At 56.8% G+C, this 20748-nt stretch carries 18 protein-coding genes, 3 tRNA genes and 1 pseudogene; 8 read left to right on the forward strand and 14 right to left on the reverse strand.

The genetic code is table 11. The features are described 5' to 3' along the window. Positions 1-125: 125 nt before the first annotated feature. On the reverse strand, positions 126-1187 hold the full coding sequence (locus M3668_RS04310) for a 3-hydroxyisobutyryl-CoA hydrolase (RefSeq protein WP_251379556.1): 1062 nt from the start codon (positions 1185-1187) through the stop codon (positions 126-128). A gap of 97 nt (positions 1188-1284) precedes the next feature. Between M3668_RS04310 and M3668_RS04315 the strand changes: the two genes are divergently transcribed. Further along, positions 1285-2088 carry an exodeoxyribonuclease III gene (locus tag M3668_RS04315; RefSeq protein WP_251379557.1) on the forward strand — a complete coding sequence of 268 codons (804 nt, stop codon included), beginning with the start codon at positions 1285-1287 and terminating at the stop codon, positions 2086-2088. Positions 2089-2198: 110 nt separating this feature from the next. On the opposite strand, the gene M3668_RS04320 is transcribed toward M3668_RS04315, so the two are convergent. From M3668_RS04320 to M3668_RS04335, 4 genes are all read right to left on the reverse strand, one after another. Next, positions 2199-2271 (reverse strand) — tRNA-Phe (locus M3668_RS04320). Positions 2272-2332: 61 nt separating this feature from the next. Next, positions 2333-2406: transfer RNA gene (locus tag M3668_RS04325), tRNA-Asp, on the reverse strand. 51 nt (positions 2407-2457) lie between these two features. Continuing rightward, a tRNA-Glu gene (locus M3668_RS04330) sits at positions 2458-2530 on the reverse strand. Positions 2531-2913: 383 nt separating this feature from the next. Next, the gene (locus tag M3668_RS04335) at positions 2914-3927 is read right to left on the reverse strand and encodes a universal stress protein (protein ID WP_251379558.1); all 1014 of its coding nucleotides are present in this window, start codon (positions 3925-3927) and stop codon (positions 2914-2916) included. Positions 3928-4208: 281 nt separating this feature from the next. Between M3668_RS04335 and M3668_RS04340 the strand changes: the two genes are divergently transcribed. After that, on the forward strand, positions 4209-5531 hold the full coding sequence (locus M3668_RS04340; RefSeq protein ID WP_251379559.1) for a D-arabinono-1,4-lactone oxidase: 1323 nt from the start codon (positions 4209-4211) through the stop codon (positions 5529-5531). A gap of 211 nt (positions 5532-5742) precedes the next feature. Here the strand turns inward: M3668_RS04340 and M3668_RS04345 are convergent, their stop codons facing one another. Both M3668_RS04345 and M3668_RS04350 read right to left on the reverse strand, forming a co-directional pair. Next, positions 5743-7143, reverse strand: coding sequence for an FAD-dependent oxidoreductase (locus tag M3668_RS04345; protein WP_251379560.1), 1401 nt, complete (start codon positions 7141-7143; stop codon positions 5743-5745). 325 nt (positions 7144-7468) lie between these two features. Then, positions 7469-7801, reverse strand: coding sequence for a hypothetical protein (locus tag M3668_RS04350; protein WP_251379561.1), 333 nt, complete (start codon positions 7799-7801; stop codon positions 7469-7471). Positions 7802-7896: 95 nt separating this feature from the next. Between M3668_RS04350 and M3668_RS04355 the strand changes: the two are divergent. The 4 genes and pseudogenes from M3668_RS04355 to M3668_RS04365 all read left to right on the forward strand — a co-directional run. Then, positions 7897-8037 (forward strand): annotated as a pseudogene (locus M3668_RS04355) (LuxR C-terminal-related transcriptional regulator); the annotation flags it as partial. Between the two features lie 96 nt (positions 8038-8133). After that, on the forward strand, positions 8134-8265 hold the full coding sequence (locus tag M3668_RS11000; RefSeq protein ID WP_285835642.1) for a hypothetical protein: 132 nt from the start codon (positions 8134-8136) through the stop codon (positions 8263-8265). Positions 8266-8268: 3 nt separating this feature from the next. Continuing rightward, positions 8269-9423 carry a sensor histidine kinase gene (locus M3668_RS04360; protein ID WP_251379563.1) on the forward strand — a complete coding sequence of 385 codons (1155 nt, stop codon included), beginning with the start codon at positions 8269-8271 and terminating at the stop codon, positions 9421-9423. Positions 9424-9434: 11 nt separating this feature from the next. Continuing rightward, the gene (locus M3668_RS04365; protein WP_251379564.1) at positions 9435-10085 is read left to right on the forward strand and encodes a response regulator; all 651 of its coding nucleotides are present in this window, start codon (positions 9435-9437) and stop codon (positions 10083-10085) included. A gap of 6 nt (positions 10086-10091) precedes the next feature. On the opposite strand, the gene M3668_RS04370 is transcribed toward M3668_RS04365, so the two are convergent. The 7 genes from M3668_RS04370 to M3668_RS04400 all read right to left on the reverse strand — a co-directional run bounded on the left by M3668_RS04370 (position 10092) and on the right by M3668_RS04400 (position 18570). Continuing rightward, positions 10092-11186, reverse strand: a complete 1095-nt coding sequence (locus M3668_RS04370) for a putative glycoside hydrolase (protein WP_353055959.1) — start codon at positions 11184-11186, stop codon at positions 10092-10094. 56 nt (positions 11187-11242) lie between these two features. Further along, entirely contained in the window at positions 11243-12982 is a 1740-nt protein-coding gene (pelF, locus tag M3668_RS04375; RefSeq protein ID WP_251379566.1) for a GT4 family glycosyltransferase PelF, read from the reverse strand. A gap of 41 nt (positions 12983-13023) precedes the next feature. Continuing rightward, a complete protein-coding gene (locus M3668_RS04380; RefSeq protein ID WP_251379567.1) occupies positions 13024-14289 on the reverse strand; it encodes a hypothetical protein in 1266 nt (421 codons plus the stop codon). Positions 14290-14636: 347 nt separating this feature from the next. Beyond that, positions 14637-16937 (reverse strand): FdhF/YdeP family oxidoreductase, encoded by a 2301-nt coding sequence (locus tag M3668_RS04385; RefSeq protein ID WP_251379568.1) that lies wholly within the window; start codon positions 16935-16937, stop codon positions 14637-14639. A gap of 32 nt (positions 16938-16969) precedes the next feature. Next, positions 16970-17851 (reverse strand): formate dehydrogenase accessory sulfurtransferase FdhD, encoded by an 882-nt coding sequence (fdhD, locus tag M3668_RS04390; RefSeq protein WP_251379569.1) that lies wholly within the window; start codon positions 17849-17851, stop codon positions 16970-16972. Beyond that, complete coding sequence (locus M3668_RS04395) at positions 17838-18149, reverse strand: DUF6457 domain-containing protein (RefSeq protein ID WP_251379570.1); 312 nt, start codon at positions 18147-18149, stop codon at positions 17838-17840. Before M3668_RS04395 ends, fdhD begins: the two co-directional genes overlap by 14 nt. Before the next feature lie 85 nt (positions 18150-18234). Then, a complete protein-coding gene (locus tag M3668_RS04400; protein WP_251379571.1) occupies positions 18235-18570 on the reverse strand; it encodes a DUF2218 domain-containing protein in 336 nt (111 codons plus the stop codon). Positions 18571-18849: 279 nt separating this feature from the next. Here M3668_RS04400 and M3668_RS04405 point away from each other — a divergent pair, with 279 nt between their 5' ends. After that, on the forward strand, positions 18850-20322 hold the full coding sequence (locus M3668_RS04405; protein ID WP_251379572.1) for an NCS2 family permease: 1473 nt from the start codon (positions 18850-18852) through the stop codon (positions 20320-20322). A gap of 207 nt (positions 20323-20529) precedes the next feature. Continuing rightward, positions 20530-20721, forward strand: coding sequence for a hypothetical protein (locus M3668_RS04410; protein WP_251379573.1), 192 nt, complete (start codon positions 20530-20532; stop codon positions 20719-20721). Positions 20722-20748: the final 27 nt, after the last annotated feature.

The following is a 20748-nucleotide window of genomic DNA, read 5'->3' on the forward strand; positions in this document are numbered from 1 at the left end:
CCCTGTCTACAGCTACTTACCTGAGTACTGGGGGTGGCTGTGTGCCAGCTAGTCTGGGCTGACGTGAATTGGGGAGAGCGCCCCGCGCGCCAAGAGGGGTAGCTGGCACACAGCGCCCCCATCGCTCAGGCCGAACGTAGCTCCAATGGGCCTGATTCCGGATCTTCAAAGAAGGCAAGGACACTGGCCTCATCCACCTCTTCCAGGGTGGCAGGCTGCCAAGCGGGCTGTCTGTCCTTATCAATGACCTGCGCCCTAATGCCCTCACGCATATCGTGGCCGGCAGCCGAGTTGAGGGTCACTGCGTAGTCCTGATTCAGCGTCAGGTTCAGTGTCTGGTCCGCTGCCCGGCGGGTAGCCTCTAGCGCCACCTTCATGCCGGTGGGGCTATTATGGCGCAGCGCTGCCAGTACCTCGTGCACCAGCGGGCCCTCGTCCGCCCCTGCCACTGCCTGGCGTTCAACCTCAGCCACAATCTTCTCCACGGTGGTTCCTGAGAAGGCCCTCTCAATCCAGTCCGCGTTTTCTTCTAGACGTGAGGGCCCGGCGTCCACAGTGAAACCCTGGATGCAGCGCTCAATGTTCTCAGCCGCATCCACCTTGCTCAGTGCCTCTGCCAGATCATTGAGACGCTCAGAGGGTACGTAGTAGTCTGCTAGTCCCACCGCTAGGGCATCTGCGCCGGAGGCATGCAGGCCGGTGAGTGCCATAGCGTAACCTAGCTTGCGGGGGCTGCGGGAAAGGATGTGCAAAGCGCCCACATCGGGGCTGAAACCGATGATAGTTTCGGGCATCCCCACCCGGCTGCGCTCGGTAACCACCCGGTAGGCGGCGTGTGCTGAAATTCCGACGCCGCCTCCCAGCACCAAACCGTCCATGAAGCTCACCAGTGGCTTGGGATAACGGGAAAGGCGCAGGTTCATGGTGTACTCAAAGCCCATGAACTCAGGCATGCGCTCCGGTTCGTAGTAAATTGACTTCACATCTCCACCGGCGCAAAGGCCGCGATCCCCTGCACCGGTCATCAGTACCGTGGTCACACTGTCATCAGCTTCAAACTCGGTGAGCAACTGGTCTACCAGCTGCATCATGTCTAAATTCAGCGCGTTTACCGCACGCGGGCGGTTGAGCGTAATGACGCCCATGCTTCCTTGCCTGCTACCCAGCACCAGTTTCTCGTCGGTCATTTGCCCTCCATATGTTCAAAAGGTTATGCACATCACAGCCTACCGCTTACGGGTAGGGGTCACTAGCCTGCCAGGGCGCACTGTTAGGGTTAAAGTCATGAAAATTGCTACCTGGAACGTCAACTCCATTCGCGCCCGTGCCGACCGCATTGAAGACTGGCTCGACAAAACCGAGGTGGACGTCCTCGCCCTCCAAGAAACAAAGGCGACCGACGAAACCTTCCCCTACGAAATCTTTGAATACTCCGGCTACGAAGTCGCCCACTTTGGCATCTCCCAGTGGAACGGCGTGGCCATCGCCTCCCGCGTAGGTCTTGAGGACGTAGAGCGTACCTTCCCTTCCCAGCCCCCCTTCGGCAAGCCCGGCGAAGAACCCGTTCAAGAGGCCCGAGCCATTGGCGCCACGTGCAACGGAGTGCGTGTGTGGAGCCTCTATGTGCCCAACGGCCGTGGCATTGAAGACCCCCATATGAGCTACAAGTTGGACTGGCTTTCCGCCCTCCACAAGGACACCAGCGGCTGGCTTAAAGCCGACCCAGGAGCCCAGCTTGCCCTGGTGGGTGACTGGAACATCGCCCCGCTAGACCAGGATGTGTGGGATATCGACTTCTTTAGGGAAAACCAGATGACCCACGTAACCGCACCCGAACGCGCGGCTTTCAACGCCTTCCTGGAAGAACCCCTCAACCTGGTGGACGCGGTGCGTCCGCTCACCGACGAGCCCTATACCTACTGGGACTACACCAAGGGCCGTTTTTCAAAGAATGAGGGCATGCGCATCGACTTCCAACTGCTCTCCCCTGCTCTGGCCCAGCGCGTCGTTGCTGCACAGATTGACCGGGAAGAACGTGAAGGTGCGGGAGCCTCTGACCACACCCCCGTCATCATCGAGATTGCCTAATCTTTTAATAGCTAAAGAAGAAGCCGCCCCGCACCAAAGAACTGGTGCGGGGCGGCTTACTTTTAAAATAAAAATCCACCCTCATGTAGAAGCCTAGAGAGTGGATTTCGTGGCTCCGACCGGCGTCGATCCGGTGACCTTACGATTTTCAGTCGCACGCTCTACCAACTGAGCTACAGAGCCAGGCATACCCTTAGATATGCCACAACCGCGTCTTCTCTTACGAGAACTTACGCGGTCGGAGCGACCCCGACGGGACTTGAACCCGCGACCTCCGGCGTGACAGGCCGGCGCGCTAACCAACTGCGCTACGGGGCCATAGCTAGAAATTTCTTTCCAACTTGGCCGTGAAATCCGAAGATTTCACTGTACCCCCAACGGGATTTGAACCCGTGTTACCGCCGTGAAAGGGCGGCGTCCTAGGCCGCTAGACGATAGGGGCTAGTTCGCATGAGCTCCGGACTTCTCAGCCCGTCGCTCGAACAAGTAATACACTACGCGACTTCAAAACAGCGCGCAAATCAAAAAACCGGGAATTACTCAAAATCTGCTCCAAAATACGTAACCCAGACCACCAAAAAGGGGTTACCCACCCCAACATCATCAAAGAAATCACTAGTCAGGGGGTTTTTTTAAGGAAGATTTTAGGCAAGAAAAAAATTATAGATTTTTTAAAAAAAGACGGCAGAACATCATCGTCGAAGCCAAACCATATTGAATCTTGAGCTTCGGCGCGATGCCCTGCCGTCTGCAGCTTAGTACCAGCCTACCCTTCCCCGGGTCTAGAGACCAGAGAAAGAGTAAGAAGGTTTTAGGGCTAGGTGCTTAGCCCCAGGTGACTTCCGCACTGGGCGCGGTTTCGACACGTGGGTCTTCAAGCTGGGGAACAATCATGACCGGAACCTGGGTGTTGTGCAGGATGCCCTGAGAGGTTGAGCCTAGAAGCATGCCGGCAATTCCGCCGCGTCCACGGGTACCAACCACAATCATGTCAGCGTTCTTGCCAGCTTCAAGCAACACCTGAACGGGAGAACCGTCAATAAGCTTGAACTCGATTTCTAGGTTGGGGAAGTAGCCGCGAATCCACTCGGCAGCCTTGCGCTGCAGGTCGGCAATCTCGCGGTAGAGTGCCTCAAAGTCAACTGCGGCAGGCACCCAGTTTAGTGCACCGGTGTAAGGGGCCAACGCGTTGACCAGGGTGAGCTTAACGCCGCGGCGGTCAGCCTCATCAGCCGCCTGCATCATAGCGATACGGGCTTCTTCTGAACCGTCAGAACCAACCACTACTGAATTTCCGCCGCCCAGCAGGGAGGCGTCTTTTTCAATCTTTTCAGCGTAGGACTGAGGCACAGCCACCGTGGCACAGTGAGAATGCGCAGGCAGAGAGGTGGATACGGTGCCCAGCAACCGCCCAATAAAGCCGCCGTGTGAGCGGGAGCCGACGACCATCAGCTCAGCTTTCTTGGAAAGTTCTAGCAGAACCGCAGTAGCATCGCCGGTTTCAACGGTGGTGCGCAGTTCAACGCTGGTTTCACCGATACGGGAGCGAGCCTCATCAAGAATCTGCGCCACACCGTCAGTGAGTGCCTTCTCATCGATCATGGAGTAGCCGGCGTCAAAGCCTGTGCCGGTGAAGACAGGGAGGGAGTAAGCGGTTACCATGCGCACAGGAACCTTACGCACCTCAGCCTCGTGCACTGCCCAGCGCAGAGCACCGTAGCTCTGCTCTGAACCATCAATACCTACGATAATTTCACCCTGAGCGCCAGCGAGCTGCGAGTGGTCGCCCCGGTTTGCTACAGCTTCTTCGCCGAAGGTGCGGAGTTCGCGGTCGGTCATGGTTTTCCCCTTACTATCTAGGTGAGAACCCCGTGGCACTATCTAGGTGAGAACCCCGTGGCATGCAGTGGCCGAATCTCCGGCGCAACCGCCGGGGTCTTTATCTCAAGTCTAGTGCCTGCACTCACAGTTTAGGGGCTTATTTCGCATGATAGTCGCAAGATATTGTGAACCTAAAACAAACTGTGGCCCCTCATTTTTTGCGCGGCAATGTGCCAGCGGTTACCCATCCCTCAGTGAGATAATAAGAGTAATGACCAATTCCACGAAATGAGGGCACAATGACTGATAAGGCATGGAGCACCTGGTCACACCAGCACAGCACCACCCCCACTGACTTACTAGCACCGCGTTCTGCCCTTGAACTAGCAGCTCAGGTACAGGACGCAGCGGCGTCAGGTCAGCGCGTCAAGGTAGTAGGGCGAGGTCGAAGTGCCTCAGCTGTAGCGCAACCCAATGGCCAGCATCTAACCCTGGACTACCTCACGGGCCTGGTGAACGTCGACCCGCAGAACCTCACCGCTACCTTTCTAGCAGGAACCACCGTCCGCGATGCCAATAAGGCGCTGGGCTACTACAACCTGGCTTTTACCAACCTGGGCAGGCTCGATGAACAAACCCTGGCAGGGGCGATTTCCACCGGCTTTCACGGCACCGGACTGGGCTACGGTGTTTTTGCTAGCCAGGTCAAAGAGCTGAGCATGGTTGATGCCACCGGCCAAGCACTCACCTGCTCAGAAAGCCAAAACCCCGAAATCTTCAGGGCAGCTCTCTGCGGACTAGGCGCTCTGGGGATCATCACCCACATCACCATTAAAGTAGTGCCCCAGTTCCGACTGCACGCCGCCGAACGCGGGCACCGCTATAGCACCATCGTCCCTGCCTTTATTGAGCGTGCCCGAGGGGCCGACCACTATGAATTCAGCTGGTTCCCTGGGTCCCAAGAGGTGCGCACCCGCCGTCTCACTCGCCTGCCCCTACTCACCGACGGCTATATGCCCGCCGGCGCGGCACTGAGCCAGGCACGGCGCTACGGCGGCGATCACTTCCTCAACAACGGTATTTTCTCGGCTCTTAGCTACGCAGGGCAGAAACTCCCCGCCGCTCAACCTACGCTCAATAAAATTTCTAATTGGGGCAAGGGCAACCGCCGTTACGCAGACTACTCAGCCAGGGTTTTCACGGTGGCTCGCACCATCCCCCAAAACAATATGGAATACGCTTTCGATGTTGAGCAGTTTGATGAAGTCATGGCAGATCTCTACACCCACCTGAACGGTTCACTGGGTGAGAGTAGCTACCCGCTGGTGGTGCGCACCGCTGCCGCTGATGAGATTCCCCTGTCTCAGGCCTACGGGCGCGAAACCTTCTACATTTCGGCACGCCAGTACTGGCGTCGCCCCCACACTGAATATTTCACGGCACTCGAAAATATCTTTAAGGCGCACGCGGGCAGACCGCACTGGGGGCAGTTCCACACCCAGGACGCCGCCGCCCTGGCAGAGCTCTACCCCCTCTTTGAGGACTTCACGAGCCTACGCGAGGAGCTGGACCCGGCAGGCACCTTCCTCAATCCCTACCTTGAGAAGGTACTTCTCAGCTAACGGACTGGCACTTACCACGGCATTAGACGGAACAAACTTATAGCCCGCCTGCTGGCTGGATGAAGCACACTTTTCCGAGCTCGCGAGGAAAGAAAAAGTGTGCGGAATCAGCCGAGCTCGCGAGGCTGGGCGTGAATCGCTCTTGTGAGCGAAGCGAACCAGGCGAGAGGGTCAGCAGCGGGCTATAGGTTTGTGAAGTTTAAGAAGGGCTTTAGCCGCGGGACACCTTAATCATTTCCTCGCGGTCTACCACCTTCACGCGGGCACGGGGCTCACCGGCGGCGTCCTTGGATTGGGCACCCAGTGCCTGTTCGTGCTCGTCTAGCTTCTGCCACCCTTCCCAGGTCGTGTATTTAATACCCTTAGCATCCATGTGGGCGTTGATGGAATCAACCTCGGGCTGCGCTGCGGTGTAGAGATCCGGGCGATCCTCGAGCAGGTGGGTAATGGTTTCCAGCGCGTCTGACTTGGTGGAGCCGATGAGGCCAACGGGGCCACGCTTGATCCAGCCGGTGGCGTAGAGGCCGGGCACGGGCACACTGGAGTCATCGATGACGCGACCTTCAGCGTTGGTGACAACGCCGCGTTCAACGTCGAAACCAACCTCGGGCAGCTCGGTGCCGAAGTAACCGATGGCGCGGTAGACGGCCTGCACGGGGTAGTCGATGAACTCGCCAGTGCCTTCTACACCGCCGTTGCCGTTGAGAGCGGTGCGTTCCATCTTGATGCCGGTGACCTTACCGTCTTCGCCCATGATTTCTGCGGGTGACTGCAGGAAGTGCAGGTGCAGACGGCGAGAGGCGGTCTGCTCGGTTTCCTTCTGCTCTTCGCGCCACTTGTTAAGAGTCTTCATCATGACCTTGACCTGGCTGTTAGTGGTCATGGCTTCTTCGGAGGCTTCGTCGAACTGGAAGTCCTCGTCGTAGAGCACAATATCGACGTCGCGGGAGTGAGCCAGTTCGCGCAGTTCTAGGGGGGTGAACTTAATCTGGGCGGGGCCGCGGCGGCCAAAGACGTGAACATCGGTCACGGGTGAAGCCTTGAGGCCCTCGTAGACGTTGGCAGGGATTTCGGTGACCAGCAAGTCGTCGGCATGCTTGGAGAGTACGCGGGCGACATCCAGCGCTACGTTGCCGTTACCCAGCACGGCGATTTCTTTGGCGTTCAGGGGCCATTCGCGGGGGTAGTCGGGGTGGCCGTCGTACCAGGAGACGAAGTCTGAGGCGCCGTAGGACCCATCTAGTTCAACGCCGGGAATGTCCAAGGAGGCATCCTTGATGGCGCCGGTGGCGAAAATGATGGCGTCATAGTGCTCTTTGAGCTCAGCCAGGGTGATGTCGGTGCCGTACTCTACGTTGCCGAAGAATCGGATGTCGCCGCGGTCCAGTACCTTGTGCAGAGCGTTGACGATGCCTTTGATACGGGGGTGGTCGGGGGCTACACCGTAGCGGATCAGGCCGAAGGGTGCGGGGTAGCGGTCAAAGATGTCGATGGCTACGGGAACATCACCATTTTTGACTTCTTCACTTTTGGTGAGGATGTCGGCGGCGTAGATACCGGCAGGGCCAGCACCGATGATGGCGACGCGCAGGGCGCGGGGTGCTTGAGACACGAGAGATTCCTTTCAGCGCCGGACGCTGGTAAGCGTGGTGACCGGCTGAGGACGTTTGTACACAGATGGGCACCACTTTACCGCCGGGCGCTGATGAGGCTTACCTTATCGGCTGATAATTTCCTCTACAGTCATGTAGGTTAATATAGGTTAATAACCGAGTTAATATAGGTTAATAACCGAGTTAATATAGGTAATAACCGAGTAGAGCGCAGTGCTACGGGCGCCTATCCCAAAACGGGGGCAGACGCTCACTTGTCAGTCTCACACCTCATTTCCTCATGAAGAAATTCTCAGCAAGGGTGGTTTAGGGACTTTATTTTGCTCATACAGATTGTGCTAATTGAGACAACACAACCTTAGAGTTTTTTCCAGAAACAGTCAGCTCCAGCCGTATACCTTCATCACTAGGACTAAGACTAAGGGCATACATCGACTCCTCCCCTAGCTCTTCAATATTAAGTTGATTCTGACAGATCTGGTTGAGCTCTTGGATGCTGCCGCTAACTCCATGAGAGGCACCATTCAAGTCGAGCTTATGATGGATAGCCGCTGAAAAACACATCACGTTTGAAGAGGCATTAATCCAATCGGAAGTAAAGCCTTCAACAGGAAGACCGTCAATATAGAGCTGCCCCTCTGCATAAGAACATTTCAATGAACTTTCCCAAACCCCCTCAGGGCAATCCGTGGGGCACCCTCGCCGCAACAGAACAAAATATCGTGAAATTGGTCTGCTGAGGAAAAACAAACCAAGAAATTGCCAGCGAACTTCACTACTCTTTGTCCACCGTGAAGAACACACTATCGCGCGTCTATGCGAAGCTAGATATCAAAACCCGCACCCAGCTGCTGGTGATGGCAGGGCACCACAACTTCCCGGTACTGGACTAGACCAGAGACTGACATGACCCCTTGAGCCTACCGACTGAGGGCACCTATAGTTGAGCTAAGCCCACAAGATTTTCCTCGTGAAAAGGACATCAGACCATGAAGCAGCTCCTCGCGGTTCTTCTTATCTCTGCCAGCACCACTCTAGGTATAGGTACCTACCAGACCGTCACTCACATGAACAGCACTCCGCAGGGAGTCTGCCAGTTCCTCCCCTTCATCTGTCGCTAGCAGATGCGACAAACCCTGCAGCGAGTTTTTGCCCTTAAATTTCGTGCGCCCTCCCTGCTGGTCAAAAGAATCAGCCTGGGCATCGGTCTCTTCTTCGCTGTCGTTGAAATTCTGAGCTGGTTTATCAACGGCAGTGTGGGTGGGTGGGTTCAGGCGCTCACCCCCGCTCTCTACCTCACCTGGGGTGTGCTCATCTACCGTGGTAAGAGCTACGCGGTGCCCTTCTTCGCCCTCTGCTTTACCCTGTGGTTTATCAGCGACTCATCGCGTCAGACCCCCTTTGCCCTCTACGCGCTCTTCATCTGCATCATCCATTCCTCAGCGGCGCAGAATATATTCAACCTTCTGGTACTCACCCTGATAGCAGTAGATGACTACCGCCTCAACAGCCCAGATATGCTGTCCTACATTCCTCTCATGTTCTGCATCTTCTTGATCCTCCCTTTGGCCGTGCGTCTGCACTGGGAGGGACGGCTACAATCCGAAACTGCCCTGGCTACCTACCGCGAGCGCGTCGCCGAAGCCAACCGGGAGCTAGCGCGGGAACTGCACGATACCGTTGCCCGGCACATCAGCGTCATTAACCTCAACGCCCACAGCGCCCTGCAACAGGCTGAGATGACCGGTAAGGACGCCGCGCTGACTGCTATCACCACCAGCTCAGACCGGGCGCTGACCGATGTTCGTGCTCTCATTCAGACCGCTAGAGATGACCAGAGCCTTAGCGGAGCTCCCCAGCTGCCGGCAGCAAACGTGCCGCCGCTGGGTGATGCCCTACACTCCGAGCTAGAAAATCTGCGGTCTAAGGGGTTGATGGTGAAGGCAGATATTGACTACAGTTCCAGCGATGTACCCGAAGGTCTGCGCCCCACCGTCTATAAAATCATCAAAGAGCTTGCTTTTAACGCCAGCAAGTATGCTCAGCCCGGCACAGAAATTGACCTTCAGGTCAGCCCCAATCTCACGGGTATCACCATTAGGACCAGTAACCTGGTGAAGACCGGTACACTGCAGAAAAAGGCTCACCGGGGCGAACCTGGAACCGGCTTTGGGCTGGTTGGTATTGAAGAACGCATCCGCCGGCTGGGTGGCACGATGAGCTACGGCGCCGTGGCTGACCGTTGGGACCTGACCATTCACCTTCCCATCCCCCTGTAAAGGATATAACTGTGCAGACTATTAGGGTGGCCATCGTTGATGATGTGCCCGAAATCCGTGAGGTTCTCAATCTCTATGTTGAGAGCTTGAGCGGCCTTGAGCTGGTGGGCGAAGCGATCAACGGGGCTGAAGCGCTTGAACTGGTAGCTCGCACTGAGCCAGATGTGGTGCTCATGGATCTGCAAATGCCCGTTTTGGATGGCATTGAGGCGACCGTTGCCCTGCGAGAGAGCTACCCAGAGTTAACCATTATTGCTCTGACTACCTTCGTTGATCACTACTACGTGACGGGGGCGCTGAGGGCTGGGGTTCACGGCTATCTGCTGAAGAACTCAAGCCCCAGCCAGGTTGATACTGCCATCAGGGCGGCCCTTGAGGGCCGCACCCTGATTGACCGGCGCGCACTTGCTTCGCTGGTTGCCTCCATGAACGCGGCGGACTACCCCCAAGGGGACCCCTGGGCGCAGCTCAGCGAGGATGAGCAGACCATTGTGAAGCTGGTTTGCTGGGGTAAAACGGATCAAGAAATCGCGGATCAGCTTGACTCTTCGCTCCCTAGCATGAAGAACCAGCTCAGCTCCATTTACAGCACCTTGGGTATCAATACCCGCCTGCAGATACTGGTGGAGGCAGGGCGCTATAACTTCCCTATCTTCGACTAGCCCGAGCTAGTTCCAGGTATAGCGGAAGATAACCCCGCCGTGGGCGGGGAGCACCAGGTTGGACGGTGCGGGGCCGGAAGCTGAAACTAGGCCGGGAGGCAGGGTGAGGGTGCCGGACTTTTTGGGACCGAGGTTGATAGCCGCCCAGCCCTGGCTGAAACGGCGCACCCAAGCTCCTTTGCTCATCACAGCGTCCCCGTGCGGGGCACCCAAATCCCACGCTAGTTCTTCTCGCCAGGGTGTGCCGTTGTGGGCGTCGTGACCCCCGGCGCTCAGAGCAGACCAATGGCCGGCGCCAAAGACCCAGAAAGCGGCGAGTGCTGCTAGAAAGTTGGGGTGATCATCCTGTCCGTCTGTGGACGCCCGCAACAGGGTCAGCCGTGGGCTATGCACCCCCATCTCATGAACCTGACCGAGACTAACGGGGTGGTGGTTGCCCATCATCTGCTTCATCTGTGCCAGAGCAGAGGGTTGGTCGAGGAAGTCTGTAGCTGACCAGCCCAAAAAGACCTCTTCAAAACCCCCACCGTAAGCGCTGTGACGCTCCCACTTACCCGGTGTCTCACGAGATTCTGCGATGTTGGGTACCAGAATTTTCCCCCCGGCATTCAGTGCCCGCCCGGCATCTTTCACTAGGCGGTCTAAGCCGCGGTGAAATTTTTTCAAGTTGCGAGCGCCCTGGATGGGCAGGTTAAGGCCGTAGTAGTCCCCGTGGATATCGTTATCCGCCATAACCCCGTCAAAGGGTGAGCCAGCAAGCTCGGTGGTCACATTGCGCACCCAGTGCCAACGGTAGCTTGGGGACCACACCTGCATCTGGTAGTGCCCAGGGTAGCCAGTCCACTCAATGAGCTCCCCGTTGGAACGGCGGGCAAACCACTGTTCCCCCGATTGTTCCACTTGCTCTGCCTCAGCGTAGGAAACACCTGAGGTATAAGGGCCCTCAGTCTCATAGCTTCGGGTAGAGGACAGGCACTTATAGCAGAGCACCGTCATGGCAGGGTTAAGCTCCTTCAGCCGCGCTGCGGCGTAGGTCTGCCGCGGCTGAAGAAGAGCTACGGAGTAGTGCTCAGCAGCAAATTTAATTTGCTCCTCTGTCACTGGCTCTCCTCCGTAGCGAACCCACAGGCCCCTACTTGCTGAATTACCCAGAGCCATTAGCTAGCGGTAGAAGGAGCGGTGAGCAGGCTGCTACCCAGCCCGCGTTCCAGAAGAGAAATCTGCTGTTCGCGCTCATCAGAGGGGATGCTACGCACCCCGTCAATGGACATACCGGCGTGCTCCGGCTTGGGTTCCATCTTGCCCAGGTCACGGTAAATCATGTTGTAGCGTTCCATTACGGTGTGTAACTGGAAGAACTGCTGGACGCGTTCACGAGCGTTGATGCAGAGCTGCTCGTAGAAGGCAGAGTTATCCATGATGCGTTGCAGTGCCTGCGCAAACCCTTCTGGGTCACCTGCCTGGGTGAGAATGCCGCAGCGTTCAATCATCTCGCCGTTATCAGCTACCAGGGTGTCATCAATCAGCTGAGACATGCCGCCCACGTCCGAGCCAATCACGGGTATAGACGCGCTCATGGCTTCCAAAGCCACAATCGGCTGGCCCTCGTTGTAGCTGGGCATGACCAGTGCATCGAATTCACCCAGCTTCTCGCGCACGTTCACGGTGCCGTGGAAGGTGATGTAGTCTTCTAGTCCCTTGGCGGCGATTGCCTCGCGGCACTCGTCGTAGTACCAGGGCACGTGCTCGGTGGGGCCCAAACAGTCAATGTGTAGGTTGTAGCCCTGGTTCTTGAGGATGCCCACCGTATCGATAAGGTCAATGAGGCCCTTAATGGGCACTACACGGGCGATAAAAACGAACTTCCAGTGATGGTTCTTGCCCTGGAGTTCAATCTTTTCGCGCGCAGTGCGGCGTAGCGCGTACGCTTCGTTCACATCCGAGAGCAGCATACCGTTAGGGAGAATCACCGACTTTTCCTCTAGACCGTGCAGCCCCTTCGCCTCGTCAATTGCCTTGGGGTAAAGGTAGGTAATCAAATTAGCGCTGGGATAGCAGAAACGGCCCATCTGAATCCACCAAATGACCCAGGCGCGCTGCTCAGGGGTGAGGTCAAAAATGTCCTCATCACCCACAGCCACCGGGAGGGACATATTGCGATCCAGTAGGGTGTTGACGGTATCACGCACATAAAGGTTGTGTTCGGTCAAGAAGAAGCTGGTGCCGTTATCGCGGGCTGCAGCCGCACCAATCACCGAGGCGTAGCCGGTGGTATGGGCGTGGTAAACCCGGGCGTAGGGCATACGCTCGTGCAAGAGGGCGTAAGCCAGCGAGAAGAAGGTGCGAACCAGCCAGAAGGCTTCCGAGAAGCTCATACCCGGGAGCTTCATGCGGGTAAAGAAGACCTGCATGAACTCTTTGGTGCCCAGTAAAGCCCACCCGGGGTATTCCCGGTTCTTTTCGGAGAACATGCGGTCGTAGATCGACCAGAGGGGGTTAGGATCAGCGTCCTCTGACAGCGCCAGCAGAGCGTCAATAATTTCGTTGCAAGCAGCGGTTCGCTGCTTAGAGTTCATTTTCAACTCGCGCACCGGCAGACTGAAACCGTCGCGATGCTCATCAAGGCTGATGTAAATGGTCTTAACCCACAGCACGTTCTGGGGCATACCGTAAAGGTCTTCGCTCGGTGAGTTGCTATCCCAGCTGATGTGGATAATTCCAAAGGTGATATCGGGGTTGGTAGTGATGATATCGTGCACCACAGCCGACACTCCGCCCTTCAAAAAGGGGTAAGTGGATTCCATGACGATTGCTACGTCAACATCGGGGTAGTTAAGGTCGGTGTACTTGGGCCCGGTCTCGGGCAGGATCAAATCTTTGTATATATTCTCAGTCATTATTGTTCCCCTCAACAATCAAAATAAGCGGTGCTAGCGATTTACCAGGCGACGGCGTGGCGCCAGAAAAGGTCATAAGCCGGAGTCTTCCAGGTGCGGCGGAAGGCCATATAGCTGACCGTAACGAGTAGAAGTTCACCCACCATAATGGCGAAATAGGCGTGGGTGCCCGGGAATAGCTGGAAGGCAACCCCACAGATGAAGAGATGGGCTAAGCCAATGAGCTGGGGGGTGGTGTGCGATCCCAGGTAATCGATTTGGTAGCAGAAGACCGTTACCGCCAAGAAGAGCCAGGACGAAACAATCACGGTGAGTGCCAGGGAGAAGGATTCCGGAGATAGGAGGAACATGAGTACAGCAACGATAACGGAGCTAATGCCAGCAATCATCAGGGTGCGGCGGGTTGAATCAACCACTCGGTTTTCAACCTTGGTCGAGTAGCTCTCAACCTGCTGGTAGCCCTTGCTCTCAATGATGGTGCGCAGGTGACCAACAGCGCGATCCACCTTGGTGGCTTCGGCTGCGAAAAAGTAGTTGTAGGCAATAACTGCGGGGGCAAGACCCATGTAAACCGCAATGACGTTCATGGTGCCGTCCAAGGTGATGAACAGGAGGTACTTATCTGCCCAGAGCACAGACCCCAGTAGGAAACCGCGTAGCATCTCTTGGGCAACCACGTGATAGTCAAGACGCTTGAAGGCAACTAAGTGACGCAGGTGCCCGCGCAACACAAAGAGCATAACAAAGATACCCATGACCGGGGGCAGGAACCAGACGGCAGGGAAGGCAAGGAGTGCCAGGGCGTAAGCGAGCCAGGCAAAAGCCCAGGTGTTACGGCTATCGGTTGGCAGATTAGCAATCACCAGCAGCTGGCTAAAAACCATGTTCAAAAAGCCCAGAACCAGGAAGGCCAACAGGGTGGTAAGGCTCCAGTTTAAAGCAAAGAAGAAGGATAAAGAGAAGAACAGAAGAGCCGGAAGGACCGCTAGGCTAGTAGTAATCCAATACTCAGCGAACCTGCGCATGCAGGCGTTCATTTCGCGCTCCCCCAGGAGGTCGCCCATAGCGCGGTAGACCGGCAGGCAGACGCTCTGCGACATCCAGGGCACCGTAATAGCAACCGCCAGGATGATTTGAGGTAGCTCCACGCCACCCACCATGATGCCAGCCATACGAGGGGTCACCAGGGGGAAGATGGACGTTAGAAGAATAACCGGGGATAGGTAGAGAACAAACTGGTAGAGAAAGCGAGCTTTCTTATGTCGATATTTTGATTTTTGGGTACCTGAAAGGAGCGCTGTAGACAAAAATCTAGTCTCTCTGGTAGTGCGAACTTGTCACAGGCAGATCCCTGCACTGCATTCTCAAGACTACTTCGCACCGTGGCTAGAAAGACCCCTCATTAGGAACGTATCTACTAATCAGAGCACAAGTAGCGACAGTTTGACCTTAACGACCATCAAACACCCCACACATTCGCACACAAAAGAAGAAAAACACTCATCCATTTAGGGGACACCATGAAAACTGCCGCCTGACATGGGAAAGTGTTGACAGCCACTATCACCAGTCTTCACAAACTCACCCCCAGCAAAAAGAGCAGACAAAAGCCCCGTACCTCACAGAGGTAAGGGGCAATTCTTAAGCGACTCGGTTAGTCAGCAACCCTGCCCAGCGGCTCCAAGCGCACCACCACCGACTTGAAGACCGGGGTATTAGAACGCTTAGCAGCAGAATCCAAGGGCACCAGCACATTACCCTCCGGAAGGTAGACCGCACAGCACCCGCGAGCGTGGTCATACTCAACCACCCGGAAGTTGGGGGCGCGGCGCTCGCCGTCCTCCCAGACCGACACGATATCGACCATAGAGCCGTTGACCAGGCCCAGAGCTACGATATCATCGCGGTGCATAAAGACCACGCGACGGCCACCGTGCACACCGCGGTAGCGGTCATCCAACCCATAAATAGTTGAGTTGAACTGGTCGTGTGAACGCACGGTCGAAAGTAGCAGGTGGCCTTCTGGCACCTGTAAGACGTTAGTTTCATTGACCGTCAGCATGGCCTTGCCGGTAGCCGTATTGAAGACACGCTCGCGGGGGCCGTTAGGCAGGTAGAAACCGCCGGGCTTTTCGATGCGCTCGTTATAGCGATCAAAGCCGGGGATGGTGCCCTCAATCGCATCACGAATGACGCCGTAATCATCAATCATGCGCTGCCAGAAGTCATCCCCGAAAGTTTCCCGGCCCACCGAGCAGATGATGTCTACTTCTGACTTGAGGTTCAGGTCCTTGTTAGCGGTGCGGTGGCCTTGGGAGGCTGAAACGACGCCGGCAGAGTTCTCTACCGTAATCTTCTGCGGACCGGACGCTTGTTCATCCACATCGGTGCGCGCGCGAACGGGTAGAATCAGGGACTTCTCGCCGGGGTAGGCGTGGGATCCGTTGGGCTTGGTGGAGAGGTGCACCGTCATTTCCTGCTGGCTCATTGCCTGTTCACAGGCGGTGGTATCTGAAGCAACGCGCACCAGGTTACCCCCAAGAGACATGAAGAACTGGTTATCACCATCGCGCATCTGGCGCAGGGCATCCACCGTGTCAAGACCGTGTTCGCGGGGTACGGGGAAACCGAAGTAATCTTCGATGACTTGCAGGTAGGGATCTGGCATCTTCTCCCAGATACCCACGGTTCGGTTGCCCTGCACGTTGGAGTGACCGCGGAAGGGCGAGCTGCCCGCACCCGGCTTGCCGATGTTGCCGGTCAGGAAGAGGAAGTTCATCATCTCGCGGATGGTGTTGACCGACTCGCGGTGCTGGGTGACGCCCAGCGTCCAGGCAACGATGGCGGTCTTGGCAGTCTCTACCATATCCGCGACCTTCGCAACCTGAGAGGCAGAGATACCCGAGCCGCGTTCAAGCTCAGCGTCATCCAGGTTGAGCAGGTGCTCTTTAACCTCATCGAAGCCAGAGGTGAAGCGTTCAATAAAGACGTGGTCAATCGCGTCCCGGCGGATGAGCTCCTTGTTGAGCTGCTGGAAGAAAGCGCGGTCACCGTCCAAGCGTACCTGCAGGTACTCGTCCGCCAGTTGCTCGGCCTTGAACATGCCTACCGGCGATTGCGGTTCCTTGAAGGCCATCAGACCGGTTTCGGGCATGGGGTTGAGCACCACCATTTTGCCGCCGTTTTCCTTCATCTTCTTGAGGGTGGTCAGCGAACGTGGGTGGTTGGTGCCGGGGTTCTGGCCCACCGAGATGAACAGTTCGGTGGTTTCCATATCTTTCATGGTGACCGATGCCTTGCCCAGGCCGGCGACTTCTTTGAGGGCGACCGCGGTGGACTCGTGGCAGAGGTTGCCGCAGTCGGGCAGGTTGTTAGACCCTAGACGGCGTGCCAGCAGCTGGAAGCTGTAAGCAGCCTCGTTGGAGGCGCGGCCCGAGGTGTAGAAAACCGCCTTGGTGGGGTCGGTCTTTTTGAGCTGTTCAGCAATCAGCGAGAAAGCGCGTTCCCAGGTGATGGGGCGGTAATGGTCGTCCCCGTTGGAACGATCGTAGAGCAGGGGCTCGGTAATGCGGCCCTGCTTACCCAACCAGTGGTCGGTCTTATCGCGTAGCTCGGTCACGGTATGCTTCGCCCAGAATTCGGGGGTTGCGCGGTCCGGGGTGGTTTCCTCTGCGATAGCCTTAGCGCCGTTCTCGCAGAACTCCACGATGCCCAGATCTTGCTGGTTAGGTTCTGGCCACGCGCAGCCGGGGCAGTCAACACCTCCGGGCTTATTCATAGTGATAAGGGGTAGCAGGCCACGAGCTGGTAGGACATGCTGCATAGCGTGAACAACGCCGCCAACACCGGCAGCCGCCTTGGATCTTTTACTAATACGGGGACCGTCAAAACGGGTGGCTTCTTTGCTCACACGGCTCACGGTGGGAATTTTGTCGTTTTTGGGTAGCGTCGTCATAACCCTCAGTCTATCGCCAGTGGTCTAGATTACTAAGACTGGAGGGTGCTGTCATCCATTTCTCCGGCATAGAGATTAAAACGGTTCTCGCGGGCAAAGGCAATGAGGGTAAGCCCAGCTTCGCGGGCCAGATCTACGGCAAGAGAGGACGCCGCCGAGACCGTAATCAGGGCAGAGAAACCAGCCATAATCGCCTTCTGTACCAGCTCAAAGGAGGCCCGGGAACTCATGACCAGGATGCGCCCATTGCTTTGTAGGCTATCTTCGAGCAGAAGGTGGCCAATCACCTTATCTGCCGCGTTATGGCGGCCAATGTCTTCCCTGGCCACCAAAAAGGTGCCATCTTCTTCAAAAACAGCCGCCGCGTGAATGCCACCGGTCTTGCGGAAAAGAGTTTGGTGCTCCCGCAGCTGCTCAGGTAAGGAAAGTACCAGTTCAGGGGTGAGCTTGATCGGTTTAATCTGCCGGTAGCTCTTTTCCATGATGCTCTCGATAGAACCAGATCCACACACCCCGCAGGCAGAGTTGGTGATAGTCAGGCGAAGGGGCGAAGCCGTGGTGGAAAAAAGTGTGGAACCCGCGCTGCCGTCGTCCTTGGACGCCGGGGGCTGGTAGGTGCTGTTGATATCAAGCACGTTGTAGGTGTTCTGCCCATCTGGGCCGGCACCGGCGCAGTAGCGGGCGGTACTGATATCGGCGGCCGAACGAATCTGCCCCTCAGAGTGCAGAAACCCGTGCGCCAGTTCTAGGTCATGGCCGGGGGTGCGCATGGTGGTGGTGACGGTGGCGCCATTGACCCTGATTTCTAGGGGCTCTTCAGCGGTGATAGCATCGGCCCGGCGGTCTTTGCTGAAGCTACCATCGGGCTTACGCACGTACTTGGTGGCAGCGACCGAGCGGTTAAGCCTGCCCATTCTCGTGCTCCTTCACTAGTTTTTCAACCGCGTCAATATAGGCAAGGATACTGGCGGCCAGCTGCTCAGTGTCGACTTCAGAGCCTGCGCGTGATGAGTTCTGCCCTGCGGCCAGGCCCACCAGAAAGGCGGCTAGGGGCGCAGCCGGGCGCACTACCCCGTGCGCCACATGCTTGGTGAACTCTAAAAGATGCGGCAGGGTCTGCTGGATAACCTGCGGGTCAAGGTCTAGCCGCTGCGCTACCTGTCGCACAAATTCCCGGGCAAGCACTAAATCTTGCGGGTTTCTCTCGCCCATGAGCCCTCACTCTTTAGCCCGATACTTACCTCAGAAACACTACACCGAGGGTGAGAGCTAGCCCAGAGAACCACAGCCTTCATCGTTAAGCTGCTAAGAACTCAACTTTCAGCTCATCGCGCTCACCGAAGCGTTCTAAATGGCGCGCCAGTACGTCAGAGACTCGTGTACAGCTCTCAGCACTCGGAGCGTGCACCACCATAACCACTTGGGGCACGCCGTCCTGCACGAGCACGTCCCCGTATCCACTAAAAACACCGTCACGATTGAAGGTCAGACGATGCCCTCCCTCAACCTCTTCAACGGGCAACTTATTGCCCATGTGCGAGACCAGTTGCTTAGCATACCGGGCGGGCCGGTCTGTAGCTACCCGTGAGCGGGCAGTGTGATTCATTTCGGCAACGGTAGGGTAATCGGACACAGTTCCTCCTCTAAACTTAGGTTTACCTAACCACCCTACCGCGAAGCGTGGAAAAAGTCGGTATTGCCTCAACCAAACCTCACCCATGAATCGCACACAGCAAACCCCCACCCCAGCCCTCCTCTAAATTAGACTCAGCTCACAGTTAGCACTGGGCCGCACCAATGACCTCTGGCGTAGACTAAGACAGTAACTTCAGCGCCGACCTTGCCACGAGCAAGAGCCCGGCGCTTCATCATTTCTGGGCACACACCCACGAGTATCTACGGATTTTCACGAATGTCTTCTGAGAACACCGCGGCTCACAAAACCGCACCCGCCGCCCCCAAAAGCGCGCTCGACCGCTACTTCAAAATCACTGAACGCGGCTCCACCCTAGCCACCGAATTCCGCGGCGGCCTGGCAACCTTCTTCGCCATGGCCTACATCGTGGTGCTTAACCCCCTGATTCTGGGCCTGGGCCCAGACGGCGCCGGTAACACCCTCGGCGTTGAACGGGTAGCCGCAGCCACCGCGCTCATCGCCGGCATCCTCACCATCGTCATGGGCCTCTGGGCTAAGCAGCCCTTCGCCATGGCAGCAGGCCTGGGCGTGAATGCACTTTTGGCATCCACCATCGCCACCAACCCCAACCTCACCTGGCCACAAATCATGGGCCTGGTCGTTTGGGCAGGTATCATCATGGGCATTCTCGTGCTCACCGGCTTCCGCCGCGCTGTTTTTGACGCCGTGCCCGAATCCCTTAAAACCGCCATTGTGGTGGGTATCGGCCTCTTCATCTCCCTCATCGGCTTGGTGAACGCAGGCATCGTGCGTCGTATGCCTGATGCCGCAGGTACCACCGTGCCCGTCTCCTTCGGCGCCGGCGGCCATCTACAAGGTTGGCCCATCGCCGTCTTCCTCTTCGGCCTCTTTCTCACCATCGCCCTCTTTATCCGCAACGTACGCGGTGCCATCCTCATTGGCGTGGTCGCATCTACCATTCTGGCAGTGGTTCTAGAAACAGTCTGGCCTTCAGGCTCATCCATGGACTCAGCCACCGGCTGGTCCCTCATGGTTCCCGGCATCCCGAGCCAGTGGGTCGGTCACCCCGACCTTTCCCTCATTGGTGCAGTTGATATGACCGGCGCCTTTGCCGGCAGCTCACTCGGTTCACTGGGCGCCACCATGCTGATGTTCGCTATTCTTCTGGCCGTCTTCTTCGACGTCATGGGAACCTCCGTAGGCCTGGCAACCGAAGCTGGCACCATCAAGGACGGGAAAATCGAAAACATCGACCGCGTGCTAATCATTGACGCCGCCGGTTCCGTGCTCGGTGGCGGCTCCTCTAGCTCGGCACACCAGATTTTCGTAGAGTCAGCCACCGGTATCGGTGAAGGTGCCCGCACCGGTTTCGCCAACATCGTCACCGGCACCCTCTTCCTGCTAGCGGTCTTCATCTCCCCCTTGGTCTCCATCGTCCCCTTCGAAGCGGTTGCCCCCGCCCTAGTGATCGTTGGCTTCCTCATGGTTCGCCAGGCGATTCACATTGACTGGACTGACTGGGGTCTGGGCATCCCTGCCTTCCTCACCATCATCATGATGCCCTTCACCTACTCCATTGCAGACGGTATCGGTGCCGGCTTCGTTGCCTTCACCTTCATCCGCATGATTCAGGGCCGCGGGCGCGAAGTGCACCCCATCATGTACGTTGTCTCAGCCGCCTTTTTAGTCTTCTTTGGCATGGGCGTCATCGAGGGCTGGATACACTAACCTGCCCCTCGCTAGTTCTAGCGACCAGATTTCTCTCACATGACCACATATTCGCTGGTCAACTGAGGGAAATCTGGTCGCTTTTATAAGCAGGGTTAAAACTTCCCAGAGGGTAGGCTTTCCACCCTTAGACGGCAGATACGCTTTACTACCGCCTCTGCCCCATGGGTCTACACACTCATCTCAGGAAAGATATTTTTAGCCTGGATGAGCTTCCCCCTGCACCCCCTCTTCTTTCATCTACCCGTGATTGCCGTTCCAGTGGCTGCGCTGATGACGCTCGTTCTAGCTCTTGTTCCCCTATGGGCTCCCCGCTGGGTAGTGCCAGACTTCATTGTTTCCACAGTCGTGCTCGCCGGGCACGAAGGCGCTGTACTAGTGTGCATTAAGGAAGCCTAAGCCCCTCAGCCTAGGTTTTAATAGAAA

Origin of the sequence: Rothia sp. P100, assembly GCF_023712425.1 — a bacterium.
Taxonomy (GTDB): Bacteria; Actinomycetota; Actinomycetes; order Actinomycetales; family Micrococcaceae; genus Rothia; species Rothia endophytica.